The sequence below is a fragment of the Cupriavidus sp. CP313 genome, from assembly GCF_054072015.1.
Map to the genome: position 1 here is coordinate 62,996 of NZ_JBSVZB010000013.1, position 16,017 is coordinate 79,012.

Annotated in this window: 16 protein-coding genes; 9 read left to right on the forward strand and 7 right to left on the reverse strand. The window is 69.2% G+C overall.

All coding sequences use genetic code 11. The features are described from left to right. The first annotated feature begins 107 nt into the window (after window positions 1-107). Both ACW4E8_RS18660 and ACW4E8_RS18665 read left to right on the forward strand, forming a co-directional pair. On the forward strand, window positions 108-1,265 hold the full coding sequence (locus ACW4E8_RS18660) for an acyl-CoA dehydrogenase family protein (protein ID WP_456805873.1): 1,158 nt from the start codon (window positions 108-110) through the stop codon (window positions 1,263-1,265). 32 nt (window positions 1,266-1,297) lie between these two features. After that, window positions 1,298-1,870 carry a hypothetical protein gene (locus ACW4E8_RS18665; protein WP_456805874.1) on the forward strand — a complete coding sequence of 191 codons (573 nt, stop codon included), beginning with the start codon at window positions 1,298-1,300 and terminating at the stop codon, window positions 1,868-1,870. Between the two features lie 100 nt (window positions 1,871-1,970). Here the strand turns inward: ACW4E8_RS18665 and ACW4E8_RS18670 are convergent, their stop codons facing one another. Next, window positions 1,971-2,345 carry a hypothetical protein gene (locus tag ACW4E8_RS18670; protein WP_010811174.1) on the reverse strand — a complete coding sequence of 125 codons (375 nt, stop codon included), beginning with the start codon at window positions 2,343-2,345 and terminating at the stop codon, window positions 1,971-1,973. Window positions 2,346-2,516: 171 nt separating this feature from the next. After that, on the reverse strand, window positions 2,517-5,363 hold the full coding sequence (locus tag ACW4E8_RS18675) for a M16 family metallopeptidase (protein WP_456805875.1): 2,847 nt from the start codon (window positions 5,361-5,363) through the stop codon (window positions 2,517-2,519). A 163-nt stretch (window positions 5,364-5,526) separates the two neighbouring features. Between ACW4E8_RS18675 and ACW4E8_RS18680 the strand changes: the two genes are divergently transcribed. Genes ACW4E8_RS18680 through thpR form a run of 3 tightly spaced genes read left to right on the forward strand, consistent with a single transcriptional unit; the run spans window position 5,527 to window position 8,094 of the window. Beyond that, a complete protein-coding gene (locus ACW4E8_RS18680) occupies window positions 5,527-7,008 on the forward strand; it encodes an AlkA N-terminal domain-containing protein (RefSeq protein ID WP_456805876.1) in 1,482 nt (493 codons plus the stop codon). Continuing rightward, the gene (locus ACW4E8_RS18685) at window positions 7,005-7,505 is read left to right on the forward strand and encodes a methylated-DNA--[protein]-cysteine S-methyltransferase (RefSeq protein ID WP_456805877.1); all 501 of its coding nucleotides are present in this window, start codon (window positions 7,005-7,007) and stop codon (window positions 7,503-7,505) included. Before ACW4E8_RS18680 ends, ACW4E8_RS18685 begins: the two co-directional genes overlap by 4 nt. A 19-nt stretch (window positions 7,506-7,524) precedes the next feature. After that, window positions 7,525-8,094, forward strand: coding sequence for an RNA 2',3'-cyclic phosphodiesterase (gene thpR, locus ACW4E8_RS18690; RefSeq protein WP_456805878.1), 570 nt, complete (start codon window positions 7,525-7,527; stop codon window positions 8,092-8,094). On the opposite strand, the gene ACW4E8_RS18695 is transcribed toward thpR, so the two are convergent. After that, window positions 8,078-8,701, reverse strand: a complete 624-nt coding sequence (locus ACW4E8_RS18695; RefSeq protein ID WP_456805879.1) for a LysE family transporter — start codon at window positions 8,699-8,701, stop codon at window positions 8,078-8,080. The two genes, thpR and ACW4E8_RS18695, sit on opposite strands and share 17 nt — an antisense overlap. Window positions 8,702-8,833: 132 nt before the next feature. On the opposite strand from ACW4E8_RS18695, the gene ACW4E8_RS18700 reads away from it, so the two are divergent. Further along, window positions 8,834-9,727, forward strand: coding sequence for a LysR substrate-binding domain-containing protein (locus ACW4E8_RS18700; protein ID WP_456805880.1), 894 nt, complete (start codon window positions 8,834-8,836; stop codon window positions 9,725-9,727). A 175-nt stretch (window positions 9,728-9,902) separates the two neighbouring features. Then, a complete protein-coding gene (locus ACW4E8_RS18705) occupies window positions 9,903-10,661 on the forward strand; it encodes a flagellar brake protein (RefSeq protein ID WP_456805881.1) in 759 nt (252 codons plus the stop codon). Between the two features lie 104 nt (window positions 10,662-10,765). Here ACW4E8_RS18705 and ACW4E8_RS18710 read toward each other — a convergent pair whose 3' ends face one another. From ACW4E8_RS18710 to ACW4E8_RS18725, 4 genes are all read right to left on the reverse strand, one after another. After that, window positions 10,766-11,614: an IclR family transcriptional regulator domain-containing protein gene (locus ACW4E8_RS18710; RefSeq protein WP_013954068.1), complete on the reverse strand. Its 849-nt coding sequence runs from the start codon at window positions 11,612-11,614 to the stop codon at window positions 10,766-10,768. A gap of 129 nt (window positions 11,615-11,743) precedes the next feature. Beyond that, entirely contained in the window at window positions 11,744-12,160 is a 417-nt protein-coding gene (locus ACW4E8_RS18715) for a DUF6691 family protein (protein WP_456805882.1), read from the reverse strand. Between the two features lie 3 nt (window positions 12,161-12,163). Beyond that, on the reverse strand, window positions 12,164-12,598 hold the full coding sequence (locus ACW4E8_RS18720) for a YeeE/YedE family protein (RefSeq protein ID WP_456805883.1): 435 nt from the start codon (window positions 12,596-12,598) through the stop codon (window positions 12,164-12,166). 246 nt (window positions 12,599-12,844) lie between these two features. Next, the gene (locus ACW4E8_RS18725) at window positions 12,845-15,139 is read right to left on the reverse strand and encodes a patatin-like phospholipase family protein (RefSeq protein WP_456805884.1); all 2,295 of its coding nucleotides are present in this window, start codon (window positions 15,137-15,139) and stop codon (window positions 12,845-12,847) included. Window positions 15,140-15,373: 234 nt separating this feature from the next. On the opposite strand from ACW4E8_RS18725, the gene ACW4E8_RS18730 reads away from it, so the two are divergent. Together ACW4E8_RS18730 and ACW4E8_RS18735 are read left to right on the forward strand one after the other, a co-directional pair. Next, window positions 15,374-15,610, forward strand: a complete 237-nt coding sequence (locus ACW4E8_RS18730; protein ID WP_456805885.1) for a hypothetical protein — start codon at window positions 15,374-15,376, stop codon at window positions 15,608-15,610. Window positions 15,611-15,656: 46 nt separating this feature from the next. After that, complete coding sequence (locus ACW4E8_RS18735; RefSeq protein WP_456805886.1) at window positions 15,657-15,983, forward strand: hypothetical protein; 327 nt, start codon at window positions 15,657-15,659, stop codon at window positions 15,981-15,983. Window positions 15,984-16,017: the final 34 nt, after the last annotated feature.

Consider the following 16,017-nt stretch of genomic DNA (forward strand, 5'->3'; position numbering starts at 1 on the left):
CAAATTATATTGACGCTTCTGTCCAGGTTTCAGTGGATTGTCAAATCGCGCGACCGGCGTACCATAGGCGGCCAGACTGACGGACTGGCTTGACCCGGAGAATCACCATGGCCCTTGACCAAGAATCCTTTGCCCTGCTGCGCGCCTCGGTGCAGCGCTTCATCGACGAACGCCTGAAGCCCGCCGAAGACACGCTGGAGGAAACCGACGACGTGCCCGCCGAGATCGTCGCGGACATGAAGGAGATGGGCCTGTTCGGCATCTCCATCCCCGAGAACTACGGCGGCATCGGCCTGTCGATGTCGCAGGAATGCGATGTGGTCTACGACCTGGGCCATACCGCCTTTGCCTTCCGCTCGGTGTTCGGCACCAACGTCGGCATCGGCTCGCAGGGCATCCTGATGGACGGCACCGAGGAGCAGAAGCAGGACTACCTGCCGCGCATCGCCAGCGGCGAGCTGATCATCTCGTTCGCGCTGACCGAGCCCAATGCGGGTTCCGACGCGGCCTCGCTGCAGACCAGGGCGGAGCTGGATGGCGACCACTATGTCATCAACGGCACCAAGCGCTTCATCACCAACGCGCCGCGCGCCGGCGCATTCACGCTGATGGCGCGCACCGGCGGTGCGGGCGCTTCGGGCATCTCGTCCTTCATCGTGCCGGCCGACACCCCGGGCATCTCGCTGGGCAAGCCGGACAAGAAGATGGGCCAGCGCGGCACCAAGACCTGCGACGTGGTGCTTGAGAACGTGCGCGTGCCGGCCGCCAACATCATCGGCGGCGTGCCGGGCGTGGGCTTCAAGACCGCGATGAAGGTGCTGGACCGCGGCCGCCTGCATATCTCGGCGCTGGCCTGCGGCATGGCGCATCGCCTGATCACGGACGCGGTGGCCTACGCCAGGGAACGCAAGCAGTTCGGCAAGCCCATCGGCGACTTCCAGCTGATCCAGGCCATGCTGGCCGACAGCCAGGCCGAGCTCTACGCCGGCCTGTCGATGGTGCGCGACTGCGCGCAACGCTATGACGCCAAGCCCGCCGGCAAGAGCGATCCGGAAGTCAGCATGCTGGCCTCGTGCACCAAGATGTTCTGTACCGAGATGGTGGGCCGCGTGGCCGACCGCGCGGTGCAGATCCACGGCGGCGCCGGCTATATCGCCGAATACAAGGCCGAGCGCTTCTACCGCGACGTGCGCCTGCTGCGCCTGTATGAAGGCACCACGCAGATCCAGCAAATCATCATCGCCAAGCAACTGCTGCGCGACTGACCATGCAACCGCCCGGCGCGGCAGGAGTCGACATGAACACGATGCAGTTACGCGGGCCGGACGGCCCGCTGCAGGCAGGGCATGATGGCGACGCGCCGCACCGGCTGCGCGCCGTGGTGGCAACTTATCGTCCCACGCTGCAGGCCTACACGCTGGCGGTGTCGCCGGCTGAGCTGATGGCGCTCAGCGCGCTGCCGGCAGAGATGGCGGGCGGCGTGGGCGGCACCTGCGATCCACGCGCGCACGCGCACCTGGCGCGCTTGCGTGGCGAGGTCCAGGCCAGCGGCATTGCGTTGCCGGGTGCAATCGTGGTCGCGGTCAGCGGCGGTAGCCTGCAATGCGAGTCTGACCACCTCTACACGCTGTCGCTGCATCCGCGCCGCGGCGACCGGCTGATCGTGCTGGACGGCTATGAGCGGCTGCTGGCGCTTGCGCATGGCGAACGGCGGCAATGCAAGACGCTGGTGTCGGCGGTGCTGTGGCGCGCGGCGCTGGATACTGCCGCGGCGGTGCCGGCGGCGGAGGCCGCCAACGAAACGATCGACGCGGCCGTGGCGCAGTCGTGCGCGGCGCGCTGGGCCAACGCCACGCGGGTGTGGCATTGACCGGGCACTGGGCACGAAGAACGTGATCAGCGCAATGTGACGGAAGCCGCCTGCATGGCGGCTTTTTCTCTTCTAGTGGCCTGGCGTGCGCGCAAGCCGCTTATTGCGGCCACACGCCATCGACATCGCGCAGCAGGTGGCCGGCGAGGATATAGTCCCCGAGCCGCGTGGCCTTGGCCTCGAGGTCGAGCAGTTCATGGTCCGCCAGCGTGCCGAGATCGAACTGGCAATAGAGATTGCGTTGACGGAACGTGGCCTTGGGTTTGGCCAGCCCTTCGATCAGGGCTTCGCGGGAACGGACGGCGATGCTTTCTTGTCCGCGATACTGCACCTTGATACCGCGCTTTTCTCCGAGCCTGCCGAGTTCGACGGCATCCTGCCATCCTGTCTCGTAGTCCAGCTCAAGCGCCAGCACGCCTTCCGAGGCCAGAAGCCTGAGCGCTTCTGCCTTGCTGCCAGCTCGCACGATTGACATCCACACCTCTTATATCGACTTATACTGTACGAATATACAGTCAACCCGGGGTCGCGGCAAGGGGCTTGCACCGGACGCCTGCCAACCGCTCCCTGTCTTGCCGCAGCGATGTTGCGCTGGCCGCGCCTGCGGCCTTTCGCCAGTGCAGCCGAATATTGTTTCCCGCGTATGTCAGGGGTGCGCCAGCGGTGCCGCGCCGGCCGCTTCGTTGCCTGTGCTCCCGGCCGCGCCGGAGCCACTTCCGCTGCCGGTTGCGCCCGCCGGCGCCGGTGCGCCGCTGAAGTCGCCAGCATAGACGCGCGACAGCGTGCCTGGCTGCATGTAGCGCCGAATGGCCGCGTTGACGGTTTCCGGCGTGGCGTTGCGCAGGCGCTCTTCGAGTTCGGCGGTGAAGGCCATGGTGCGGCCCAGGTAGAGCTGGTTGGCCAGCGCGCCGGCCAGCGCGGCGTCGTTGCTGCGGCTGACCATGCCCTGCTGCAGCAGGCCGCTGACGGCCTCGGCCAGTTCCTGCGCGGTGATGCCGTCGCGCACGAAGCGCTCCAGCTCCTCGGTCACGGCGCGTTGCAGGCGCGGCAGGTTCTGCGGAGCGTATTGCGCCTGCAGGCCGAAGCGTCCCGCGCGGTCGAGCGCGCCCACCTGCACCCAGCTGCTCGCGCCATAGCTCAGGCCTTCCCGCTGGCGCAGCCGGTCAGCCAGGCGGCTGCGCAGGCTGGCGCCGCCGAGCACGCGGTTGGCAATCATCATCAGCGCATAGTCCGGCGCGTCGCTGGTCAGGTCGATCGGCGCGGCGGCCAGGTAGATGGCATTGGCCTTGCCCGGCGCGGGCAGCGTGAACTCCGCCGGCGGGATCGGCACATAGGGGCGCTCGACGCGCGCGTAGGGCTGTTGCGCGCCCCAGTCGCCGAACAGCTGCGCTGCCTGCGCGGCTGCGGCCGGTGCATCGAAGTCGCCCACCAGGCTCAGCTGCGCATGGCCCGCGCCGTAGAAGCGCGCGTGGAAGTCGCGCAACTGCGCCAGCGTGACGGCCTGCAGGTCGGCGATGTTCTCGGCAAAGGTGCGCGCATGGCGCGGGTCGCCCGCGGGGTAGGGGTCGCCATGGCGGCCCAGCGTGTTGGACGCCATCACGCCCGGCTCGCGCTGGATGCTTTCGATATCCGCGATGCTGGTCTTGCGCAGCGTCTCGAACTCCGCCTCGGGGAAGGTCGGCGCGCGCAGCAGGTCGCGCAGCAGGGCCAGCAGTTCCGACAGGTGCGCGCGGCGCGTCTCGAAGCTGACGGTCACGCGCTCAGAGCCGCCAGAGATGCCGACGCGCGCGCGCAGCGCCTCGATGCGGTCGGCGATCTGCTGGCGGTCCATGCCAGCCGCGCCGCGCCGGAGCATGGAGGCGGTCAGCGCGCCCACCGTGGTCAGCCCCTGCAGGCTCTGCGCGTCGCCCATGCGCAGCACCAGCGCGCCGTGCACCACTTCACCGCGCGCGGGCTTGGGCAGCAGCGCCAGCTGCATGCCGTTGGCCAGCGTCTGGCGCGTGGTGTGGGCCTCGATATTGGCGGGGCTGGGATCGAATGCCGCGACCGCGGCCATCGGCTGCTTGCCCTGGTAGCCGCTGACCATGGCCGTGACATCGGGCGCCGGCGGCACCTGCGTGCGCGACGGCTGCTCGACGGGAAGGAACACGCCCACGGTGCGGTTCGATGCCTGCAGGTAGTTCAGCGCCACGCGCTGCACGTCGGCCAGCGTGGTGGTCTCGATGCGGTCGCGCGCCACGAAGAACAGGCGCCAGTCGCCCTTGGCGATGGCCTCGGACAGCGCCACGCCGAGCGCGCCGGGATCGTTCATGTAGTGCTCGTACGCGTTGCGCATGCGCACGCGCGCGCGTTCCAGCTCGGCCTCGGTCACGGGCGCCTCGGCAAAGCCCTCGACCTGCGTGATCAGCCCGGCGCGCGCGGCCGCGAGCGGCTGGTCTTTGGACGTCTCGACCATGAGCAGCAGCGCGCCCGGGTCCTTCATCGCATAGAGCGCGGTGCCGACCGACACGGCCTGGCCACGCTCGACCAGCGCCTTGTACAGCCGCCCGCCCGGCGTGTCGCCGAGGATGATGGTCAGCAGCGAGAGTGCCGTGCTGTCCGGATGCGCACCCGGGCTGACGTGGTATTGCGCGGCGACCAGGCTGTTGTCGCCGGGGCGCATCACTACCAGTTCGCGCGCGCCTTCCTGCGCGGGCTCGACGGTATGCTCGGGCGGCAGCACGCGCTGCGGGCGCGGGATCGGCCCGAAGTAGCGCTCGACGCGCGCCAGTGTGGCGGCAGGGTCGAACTTGCCCGCCACCACCAGCACCGCGTTGTCGGGTTGGTAGTAGCGGCGATAGAAGGCGCGCAGGCTGTCGATGCTGACCTGCTCCACGTCGCTGCGCGCGCCGATCGGGGCCTTGCCGTAGTTGTGCCAGCGGTAGGCGGCGGCCATGGTCTGCTGCATCAGCATGCGGCCGGGGCTGTTCTCGCCCATTTCCATCTCGTTGCGCACCACCGTCATCTCGCTGTCCAGGTCGGCACGCGAGATCACGCTGTTGACCATGCGGTCGGCCTCCATGCGCAGCGCCCAGTCGAGGTTGTCGTCGTTGGCGCTGAAGGTGCCGAAGAAGTTGGTACGGTCCTGCGCGGTGGTGCCATTCACGCTCATGCCGCGCCGGGCGAACTCGGTCGGGATGGTCTTGCCCGGCAGCGATGGCGTGCCCTTGAACAGCAGGTGCTCGAGCAGGTGGGCCATGCCGGTCTCGCCATAGTTCTCATGGCGGCTGCCGACCAGGTAGGTGATGTTGACGGTGGTGGTGGCCTTGGCCGCGTCCGGTGCCAGCACGATGCGCAGGCCGTTGGGCAGGCGGTATTCGGTGATGCCTTCGACCGACGCCACCTGCGTGGCCCTGGCAGGCGTTGCCGCGGGGGCGGTCTGCACCGGCTGCGCCAACGCCGGTGTGCAGGCAAGCGAAGCAAGCAAGGACAGGTGCAGGGCAGTGCGGCGCATGGCGTCTCCGGGCGGGCGGTGGCAGTGAGTTGGTGGGTGAGGCACGAAGCGCATTCTAGCCGCCGCCACTACCAGGAACTGTGCCGCAGCCCACGCCTGCGCGCCAGAGGGAAATGTCCGAATCCAGCGGGTAAGCGCTTGCAGGTAGCGGTAGCATGCCGTCATGCACCTCGATCCCGATACCTGCTACAAGGCCGTGGCCTCGCACGACCGCCGCTTCGACGGACGCTTCTTCGTGGGCGTGTCGTCGACGGGCGTGTATTGCCGGCCGGTGTGCGCAGTACGCACGCCCAAGCGCGAAAACTGCACCTTCTACGAGAGCGCCGCCGCGGCGGAGAAGCATGGCTTCCGCCCCTGCCTGCGCTGCCGTCCGGAGCTGGCACCCGGGCATGGGCTGGCCGATATTTCAGGCCGGCTGGCGCAGGCCGCGGCCACGCTGATCGATGAGGGCTTCATGGCGGAAGGCAGCGTTGCCGCACTGGCAGCGCGCATCGGCGTGACCGAGCGCCACCTGCGGCGCCTGTTCGATGCGCAGTTCGGCGTGTCGGTGCTGGAGTACGCGCAGACGCAGCGGCTGCTGCTGGCCAAGCGCTTGCTGGCCGACACCGCGCTGCCGGTGACCGAAGTGGCGCTGGCGGCGGGTTTCGGCAGTGTGCGCCGCTTCAACGATGTGCTGAAGACACGCTACGGCCTGACGCCGCTGGCGCTGCGCCGCCGCGCCGCCGACGGCGTGGCCGACCGGCTGGTGTTCGACCTGGGCTACCGCCCGCCGTATGCCTGGGACGCATGGCTGCGCTTCCTGGCTACCCGCGCGGTGGACGGCATCGAGGCCATCCGGGACGGCACCTATATGCGCACGCTGCTGGTGGATGCCGGCGGCAGCACGCACACCGGCTGGGTACGGATCGAACACGTGCCGCGCCGGCTGGTGCTGCGCGTGACGTTGTCGGCCTCGCTGGCGCGCGTGATTCCGCAGGCGCTGGGCAAGGTGCGCCGCCTGTGCGACCTGGGCTGCCGCCCGGACGTGGTGGACCGGCACCTGGGCGAGCTTGCCGAGGCAATGCCGGGCGTGCGCCTGCCGGGCAGCGTCGATGGCTTTGAGATCGCGGTGCGCGCGGTGGTGGGGCAGGTGATCTCGGTGGTGCAGGCGCGGCGCATCCTGGGCGCGCTGGCGCAGCACGCGGGGCAGGCGCTGGACGGCACGCCCCCGGACGGCCTGCGCTACACGTTCCCGACTGCCGCCGCCATTGCCACACTACCAGAGCAAAGCTTGCGCGATGCCGGGGTGTCGGCAGGCAAGGCGCGCACGCTGCTGGCGCTGGCGCAGCGCGTGGCCGACGGCACACTGGCGCTCGATGCGCACGCGCCGCCGGAGCAGACCGTGGCGGCGCTGCGTGAGGTCGACGGCATCGGTGACTGGACCGCGCAGTATGTCGCCATGCGCGCGCTGGGCTGGCCCGATGCGTTCCCCGGCACCGACTATGCGCTGCGCAAGGTGCTGGGCGTCAGTACCGTGCGCGCGATGCACGAGCGCACCGCGCAATGGGCGCCGTGGCGTGCCTACGCCGCCATCCACCTGTGGCATCGCTATGAAGCGATGAAGGACGCGGCCAGCGGCGCCGCCGAACCGGAGACGATCACATGACCAGCTATCGCCATATCGACAGCCCGCTCGGGACCATCCTGCTGCGCGCGCAAGGCGCACACCTGACCGGCCTCTTCTTCGCGGGGCAGAAATACCACCCCGCGGGCATTGCCGACAGCCGCGACGTGCCGCCGGCCGATGCCGCAGTGCTCGACCGCGCCGCGTCGGAACTGGCCGAATATTTCGCCGGCCGCCGCGATACCTTCACCGTGCCGGTGCGCTTTGCCGGCAGCCCGTTCCAGCAGCGCGTGTGGCAGGCGCTGCTGGCCATCCCCTGCGGCGAGACCGCGTCGTACGGCGAACTGGCCCGCACCCTGGGCCTGCCGCCCACGCATGCGCGCGCAGTCGGCGGCGCGGTGGGACGCAACCCGCTGTCGGTGATCGTGCCCTGCCATCGCGTGCTGGGCAGTGCCGGGGCGCTGACCGGCTACGCCGGCGGCATCGACCGCAAGCGCGCCTTGCTGCAGCGCGAAGGCGTCGGCACCACGCCAGGCTGATCGCGTTGGCTGCGCTGCCATGCCGCGCCTGTTCATTGCCGTGGAAGTCCCGCCCGCGCAGGCGGCATGGCTGTTGTCGACCCTGCCGCCCGCGCACGGCGTGCGGCCGGCAGCGCCAGAGCAGGTCCACCTGACCCTGCACTTCCTGGGCGAGTGCAACGTGCCTGGCGCAGCGCTGGGGGCCGCACTCGACAGCATCCGCGCGCCTGCCTTTTGGCTTCAGGCAGCCGGTACTGGGCGTTTTCGCAGCGGCCAGGGTTCGGTGCTGTGGGCAGGCCTGGCGCCAGGTCCCGGCCTGGACACGCTGCGCGCCCTGCACGCTGATGTCGGGCAGGCGCTGGCCGAGGCCGCGGGCATTACCCCGGAGCGGCGGCGCTTCCATCCGCACCTGACGCTGGCGCGCTGCAAGCCGTCCGTGCCGGAAAGCGTGCTGCGCGCCTGGCTCGATACGCACCGCACGCTGGCCAGCGAGCCTTGGCACGTGCAGCGGCTGGTGCTGTTCGAAAGCCGGCTCGGCCCGCAAGGCGTCCAGCATCTCGTGCGCCAGGCCTGGCCACTGACGGAGGCTGGCCTTACGCCAGGTTGCTGAGCCCCAGCGCCACGCCCAGCCCGCACAAGGCCGAGCCGATGGTGCGGTCCAGCAGCCGCTGGCGCCGCAGCATCGCCGCGCGCAGCGCCGGCGCGGTGAACACGCACGCCACCAGGCTGAACCACGCCAGGTGCGCCACCGACATGAAACCGCCATAAGCCCATTGCACCGGCACCGGCGTGTGCGCATCGACTACCTGGGTGTAGGTGCTGACCACGAACAGCGTGGTCTTCGGGTTCAGCGCATTGGTCAGGAAGCCCATGCGCAGGGCCGCCCACGGCCGCAGCGTGCGCGCACCTTGCAGGTCTACTGCCAGCGCCTCGCGCTTGCGCAGCGTCTGGATGCCGATCCACACCAGGTAGGCCGCGCCCAGCATCTTCACCACCGTCAGCACGCTGTGCGCATGGGCCATCAGCAGCGCCACCCCGAACATCGTATAGAGCACATGCACCTGCACCCCCAGCGCGATCCCGAGCGCGCTGAGCAGGCCGGCGCGGCGGCCGTACAGGTAGCTGTTGCGGGTGACCATGGCGAAGTCCGGGCCCGGACTGACAACGGCCAGCACGGTCACGGCGGCGACCGCCAGGGATTCGGCGATTGGGGGCATTTTCTGTCAAGTTACGTTGCAGTTATCCGGAGATCACCACATCGGGAGGTCCGGGCGTACCCAATTCTGCGTGCCGGAAAGCGCCGCCACAACCGATATATACTCGCGCAATTACGTGAGAAAAACTGACTGATGCACTGGCTGGGCTGGATCCGATTCTTCGAGGCGGCGGCGCGCCACGAAAGCTTTGTCCGGGCTGCGGAGGAACTGCACATGACCCATGGCGCGGTCAGCCGGCAGATCCGCCAGCTCGAGGACACGCTGGGCGTGGCGCTGTTCGAGCGGCGCAACCGCGGGGTCTTCCTGACCGAGGCGGGGCGCACGCTGTTCGCGGCGTCCACGCAATCGATGGAGGTGCTGGCCGGCGCCGCCGCGCGCATCCGCACGCAGCCGCCGGGGCGAGCGCTGGTGCTGTCCTGCGAGCCGACCATCGCCATGCGCTGGCTGATCCCGCGGCTGCCGCGCTTTGCCGCGCGCCATCCCGATATCCCGCTGCACCTGATGGCCGCGGGCGGGCCGATCGACTTCACCCGCAGCGGCGCCGACCTGGCACTGCGGCGCAATGACTTTGCCTTCGATGCGCGCTGGCACGCGCGCGAGGTGGCGCAGGAACGGGTGGGGCCGGTGTGCCGGCCGCAGCTTGCACAAGGGGCGGCCACGGTCCCGGCGCGCCTGCATACGCGCACGCGGCCCGAGGCATGGCAGCGCTGGCAGGCGGTGCGCGGCGATGCCGCCCCCGTCGTGCAGTGCGACGGCGACGCCTGGTACGAACATTTCTACCTCAGCCTGCAGGCCGCCGCCGCGGGGCTGGGCTGGGCCATGGCCTCGCAGCTGATGGCCGCCGACGAGATCGCCGATGGCCGGCTGGCGGCGCCGTTCGGCTTTGTGGCCGACGGATCGGCCTATCATCTGCTGTCACCCGCGCCGTTTGAACACGACACGCGCCGGCTGGTGCTGCTGGCGTGGTTGCGCGAAGAGGCGCAGGCAACGCTTGCGGCGCCGCCGCCATCGCCCCCGGACGCCTGAAAGCGGCGTGCGCGCTACCCCCCGGAAGTCTGTGCTCAAGTTCTGCCACAGATCTGCCGAAGTGAGACCATGAGTCTTGCCGGGCAATGGGGCAGGCGCTTAACATGCGCGCGGCCGGCAGGCCGAAGCCCCCCATACCCGGCGATCCCAGCCACTTCAGACGTTGCGTGAATCCATGAATCAGCACGATGCCTCCGGGCCAGCCGATAACGGCGCCGAATCCGACATTGAGCCGGCGGATGACCGTTATCGCCTGACGCACAACTCGCAGATCGGCACCGTGCTGCGCGACCTGTCTTGGCAGAAGTGCATGCTGAGCGTGCGCACCCGCACCGGGCACCAGTTCGTCACGTCGGTCCTGCACGTCGACCCGGTCAACCGCACCTTCGTGTTTGACTGGTGCAATACGGAGCCAGAGCGGATGTCGCTGATGACCTCGGAGGAGAACGCCTTCTCGGGGCTGTTGCGCGGCGTGCCGGTCAACTTCGTGGTGGGCCAGCCGGCCGCCACGCGCTATGAGGAAGGCCCAGCCTTTGTCGTCGAATTCCCGGAGAAGCTCTACCACTTCCAGCGCCGCCGCCATTTCCGCGCGCGCACGCTGGTGACCAGGGGCTACCGCTGCGAGATCCACATGTCGGACAAGACCGTGCTGGGGCTCGATATCGCCGACCTGTCGCTGTCGGGCGTGGGGCTGCGCTCGAAGACGGTCTCGGCAGAGCACCTGCCGGTCGGCACCACGGTCGGCAAGTGCCGGCTGGACTTCCGCGAGCTGGGCAAGCTTGAGCTGGACCTGCAGGTGGTTGGCCACTGGCTGGTGGGCCATGACGACAGCGCCATCCACCATTTCGGCTGCGCCTTCATCCATCCGGACGGGCGCATCGAGAACTTCCTGCAGCGACTGGTATTTGCGCTGGAACTGGCGCACCGGGGCTGATGCGCCGTAGCCGCTGCCGCAGCATATTGCCGACCACGGAGTGACCGCGGCCATGCTCAGTCCCGCGCGGCTGCGCGGGTAGTTAGCGGACTAGTCAGCGGCAATCAGGAGCCGATCAGCCGGCCGATCGCCGCCGCGGCTTCGCGTATCGGCGGCAGCAGCCGCGAGATCATCTCTGCTTCGGAGACACGCGCGGCGCGCACGCTCACGCTCAGCCCCGCCAGCACGATGCCCGAGGCCGAGCGCACCGGCACGGCCATCGCGCGCAGGCCCGGTTCCAGCTCTTCATCGACGATCACGTAGTCCACTTCGCGGGCGCGCTCGAAGCACGCTTCCAGCTCCTGGCGCGAGACCTTGGTCTGCAGCGTGCGCGGGCGCAGTTCGGCATGCTCGAAGAAGCCGTCCAGCACCGTGGCGGGCTGGTGCGCCAGCAGCAGCCGGCCGTTGGAGGTGCAGTAGGCCGGCAGGCGGCTGCCCATGCCGAGCGAGTAGTTCAGCACCCTCTGCACTTCGGAGCGCACCAGGTACAGGATGTCGGTGCCGTCCAGGATCGCCAGCGTGCAGGTCTCGTGGATGCGCGCGCTCAGGTTGTCCAGGATCGGCTGCGCCAGGGACACCAGCGAGGTCGACGAGAAATACGCGTGGCCCAGGTGCAGCACGCGGGGGCGCAGCGCAAACTGCCCGTCCTGCTGGCTGACGTAGCCGAGCTGTTCCAGCGTATAGAGGCAGCGGCGCACCGAGGCGCGCGACAGCTGCGTGCGCTGCGCCACCTGCGAGATCGTCAGCGGGCGCTTGCGTTCCGAGAAGGCCTCCAACACGGTCAGCCCGCGCGCCAGCGACAGCATGAAGTTGGGATCGCCGGCAAAACTGGCGAGCAGGTCGGCCTGGGGCCGGGCAACGCGGACGGTGTCGGCCTGTGCATGGCCAAGACCGAGGGGGCGGAGGACATCCATTGGGAGGTGTGTTGTCTGGGGCTTGTTGTCCGATAATCGCGCAATCTTAAACCGGCTGGCCGCCAGGGGCCAGCCTTTGCTGCATTCGCGCATAGCCCGCATGGCACGAGGGCTGGATGCTGCACTGCATCAGCGCCCGCGCCGCTCCGCGATCTCGTAAAGCGCCATGCCTGCCAGCATGGCGCCGACAAAGCCCCAGGCCTTGGCGTAGCCGGCACCCAGCGCCACCAGCGCCGGGCCCGGGCAGAAGCCCGCCAGGCCCCAGCCCACGCCGAACGCCGCGCTGCCCAGCACCAGCCGCGGCGTGACCGCGGCCAGCGCCGGCCACTGCATCGGCAGCCCCAGCCAGGAGCGCTGGCGCCGGCGCGCCAGTGCGAAGGCCACCACCCCCACCAGGATCGCGCCGGCCATGACAAAGGCGAGCGACGGGTCCCAGGCGCCGGCCAGGTCGAGAAAACCCAGCACCTTGGCCGGGTTGGCCATGCCGGAGAGGATCAGGCCGATGCCGAACACCAGCCCGGCCAGCAATGAGAAGAGCGTGCCCATCGGTCAGCCTCCCAGCCAATGACGCTGCACCAGCACCGTCAGGAAGCCCGCCGCCATGAAGGTCAGCGTGGCGGCCAGCGAGCGCACCGAGCCCCGCGACAGGCCGCACACGCCGTGCCCGCTGGTGCAGCCGCCGGCGTAGCGCGTGCCGATGCCTACCAGCAGCCCCGCCGCCAGCACCTCGCCCCAGCCGGCATCGATCTGAGCCGCGGGCATGGCATCGAACGCGCCCGCCAGCCACGGCGCCAGCAACAGCCCGATCACAAAGGCGGCGCGCCAGGCGGTGTCGCCGTGCGGCAGCTTCAGCAGGCCGCCGACAATGCCGCTGATGCCGGCAATGCGGCCGAGACCCAGGATCATCAGCGCCGCCGCAAGGCCGATGACCAGCCCGCCGGCCAGCGACAGCCACGGCGTGAAATGGGTGAAATCAATCTGCATGGGAGGAGGCGCGCGAAAGGGCGCGGAGCGGCCGCAAGTGCAGCCCGAGGCCCGGATTATAGGCGCCGCATGCCAGGCGGGCGCCCAAAAAAAAAGTCGCCGCTGGGGAGCGGCGACCGGGGAAGGTCGTCATTCAAGAGGGGGTCTTGGTGACGGAAAAAGTATAGACATTTGAATTAAGACATTACATACAACTTTGGTAGGGTACGGCGGGCTCACATTTGTTGGGTGCTTATGCTGGCCGGCTCAGAAGGGTTTGCCCAGGAACAGGTAAAAACTGTATGTGCCTGCGGCGGCGCGTCCATAGGCCAGGTAAAGCGGGCCCAGCGGACTGTCGAGCGCCAGGAAGACCGAGCCGGACTTGAGCAGCCCGGTCGGGCTCCCCGGCACTAGCGGGTCGCCCATGCGGCCCGCCTCCAGCGAAAAGCCTGCGTACACGCCTTGCAGCAGGGTCTGGCGCGCCAGCTTGTTGTAGTACACCAGCCGCGCAAACTGCATGTTGCCGCCCAGCAGCTGCCCGGTGGCATAACCGGATTGCTGCAGGAAGCCGCCCCACTGAAACAGGTCATAGCGCGGCAGCGGATTGCCGCCGATATTGCTGCCGACCTTGAAGGCGAGCGAGACCGTGTTGTCGCCGAACGAGTGGGCATAGATGCCGTCCGCCTGCGCTTTGACATAAGCCTGGTCTGCACCCAGCCCCGGCTGCGAGGCGTAGATGTGCAGCCGGGCCGCATAGCCGAAGCGCGGGAAGTCGACGCTGTCGAGCTGGTCGAAGAAGAGCCGCCCGGTGATGGCGCCGCGCCGGATATTGCCCGGGCCTGGCGACAGCGACTCAGGGCCGGTGCTCAGGGTGGCGTGTTCCGAGCCGGTCTGCACGCCCACGCGCAGCTCGCCGTACTTGGTGAACTGGCTGCCCGCGTCCAGCGCGATGTCAAAGCGGCGCAGGTCGTAGGTGGCGATGCGCGTGCTGCCCTGGAAGACATTGACCGGGCGCCGCTCCAGCTCGATGCGCGGCGCGATAAAGAAGTACTGGCGCGTATCCAGCGGCTGGTAGAACTCACTGATCAGCGACGAGGTCTGGCCCACCTGAGCATCGGTGCGCCATTCGGCGCCAAGCGCGTTGAGCCAGGTGCGCCGGTAGCTGCCCACCAGGTTGAAATAGGCATCGCCGCGGAAATCCGAGCTCAGCCCGAGCCCGAAGCGCAGGTAGTCGGGACCGTAGGATTTCTCCACCGCATTGACCGCCAGCACGCGCTTGCCGGGCTCTTCCAGGATGCCGTAGTTGACGTGCTCGAAGTCGCCGGTGCCGAACAGGCGGCGCATGTCCTGGTCCAGCGTGGCCTGGTCGACCGGCTGCCCGGGCTTGGTTTCCATCACCGCGGTGGCGTAGTCCGGGTTGACGCGCTGCAGCGGCGCCAGCCGGATCTCATCGACCGGGCGGGTGTCGGGCGGCTGTACTGCCTGTTGCCTGGCGCGCAGTTGTGCATATTGCGCCGGCGGCAGCGCCAGCGGCGCGAGGCGGTCCGCGACCTTGCGCGCGGCGGCCTCGCCGATGGGGATGGTTGCCGGCAGGTGGTCGAAGTCGGTCGCGGAAAAATCGCCCAGCGCCGGCTCGATCAGCACGTCGGTGGGCCGCAGCGAGGCCAGCGACGCACGCACGTTCTGCTCGGTCAGGATATTGAGCATCTGGCCGGTCACGCCGATGATCGAGGTCAGCTCCTCACGCTTCATCAGCGGCGTGCCCAGGTTCACCGCGATCACGACATCGGCGCCCATCTTGCGCGCCACGTCTACCGGCAGGTTGTCGGTCAGGCCGCCGTCGACCAGCAGGCGGCCCTCATACTCGGCCGGCGCCACCGCGCCCGGCACCGACATGCTGGCGCGCATCACGTTGGCCAGCTCGCCCTGGCTGAACACCACCGGCGTGCCCGCCACCAGGTCCGTGGCCACGGCGCGGTAGGGAATCGGAAACTGGTCGAAGTCCCGGTAGCCGGGCACCTTGGCCAGCTGGCGCAGCACAGTCTCCAGCTGCACGCCCGAGACCGCGCCCTTGGGCAGCAAGAGGCCGCTGGCCTGCACGCCGATCTCTGGCGTGAACAGGTTGGTGAAATCGTCCTGCTTGCGCCGGATGGTCAGGTCCTGGCGCGGCGGGCGTTCCTTGAAGATCTTGTCGGTGCTCAGGCCGCCGACCAGCCGCTCCATTTCGGCGGGCGCCATGCCGGTGGCATAGGCGCCCCCCACCAGTGAACCCATGCTGGTGCCTGCGATGCAGTCGACCGGGATGTGCATTGCCTCCAGCACCTTGAGCACGCCGATATGCGCCGCGCCGCGCGCGCCGCCGCCCGAGAGCACCAGGCAGATGCGGGGGCGCGCGCCTGCGGCCCGCTGCGGCGTGGCCGCGGCGGCCTGGTTCGCGGGCGGCTCAATGGCCGGCGCCGCCGGCATGGATGCCGGCTCAGCGGCCAGGACCGCGCCCGCAGCCAGCGCCAGGGCCGCCGGTACGAGCAGTTCGCGCAAGCAATGGAATGGGGCTGCCCTCATGGCACCGGGGGTTCGCAATCGGTTCTCTGTCGGCCGCAGCGGGCGGCAGTGGCCCGGCCCGGCGGCAGCCGGGCGGGGAGGTCTGACTATCTTCGGGCAAAATGCGGCATGCAGGCCGCCCGCTCGCGGCCGTGCAAAAACAATTCATCACGCCGTTCGGAAGCGTGCAGATCGGCACGCGGCCCCGTGGTGCCCTGCTCTAAGATGGACACAGGCGCGGTGCTTGGGGGTTGCATGTACGGTTATTTCTTTTGCCAGACCGCCGCGGGGCAGCTCACGCTCATTCCCCGCGAGAAGGACTGGATGCTGATGCTGGGCAATGGCGTGATGGGGAGGTTCCCGGATGCCCAGGCAGCGGTGGATGCCCTGCACGCAGGCACACTGCGGGTGCAGGGGCGGCGCATCGATGCCAGCGCGCTGGGCGTGCCGGCACGCGCGCACGACTGGCTCTACCATGTACTGAGCCGCTGACGCGGCGCACCGGCGGACGCGCTGTCCCGCCAAAGGGGGAATCGCCATGACTGCCCTGGTCGAGTGGACCCGCGAGCATACCTGCCGGCTGTTTCCGATGTCGGCCGAATACCACCGCAGCGACGGCAACCAGGTGCAGGTCAGCTGGCAGGCCGAGCCAGCCGGCTCGCCCGGACGCTGTCGTCTGAGCGCGGCCCTGCAGTTCGACCAGAGCGTGATCGACGCCGTCTACCTGGCCGACGCCCCCGAACTTGCCCGCATCGGCGCCAGGCTGGCCAACGTGGTGTCGCGCCGGCTTGCCGAGGACGACATCGCCTGCCTGGCGGGCACGGCGCTGGTGATCCCGGTCGGCGAGGGGCTGCTCAGCCACTGAGGGGTCCGGCGGCAGGCCGGGGCCGGCGGGAATA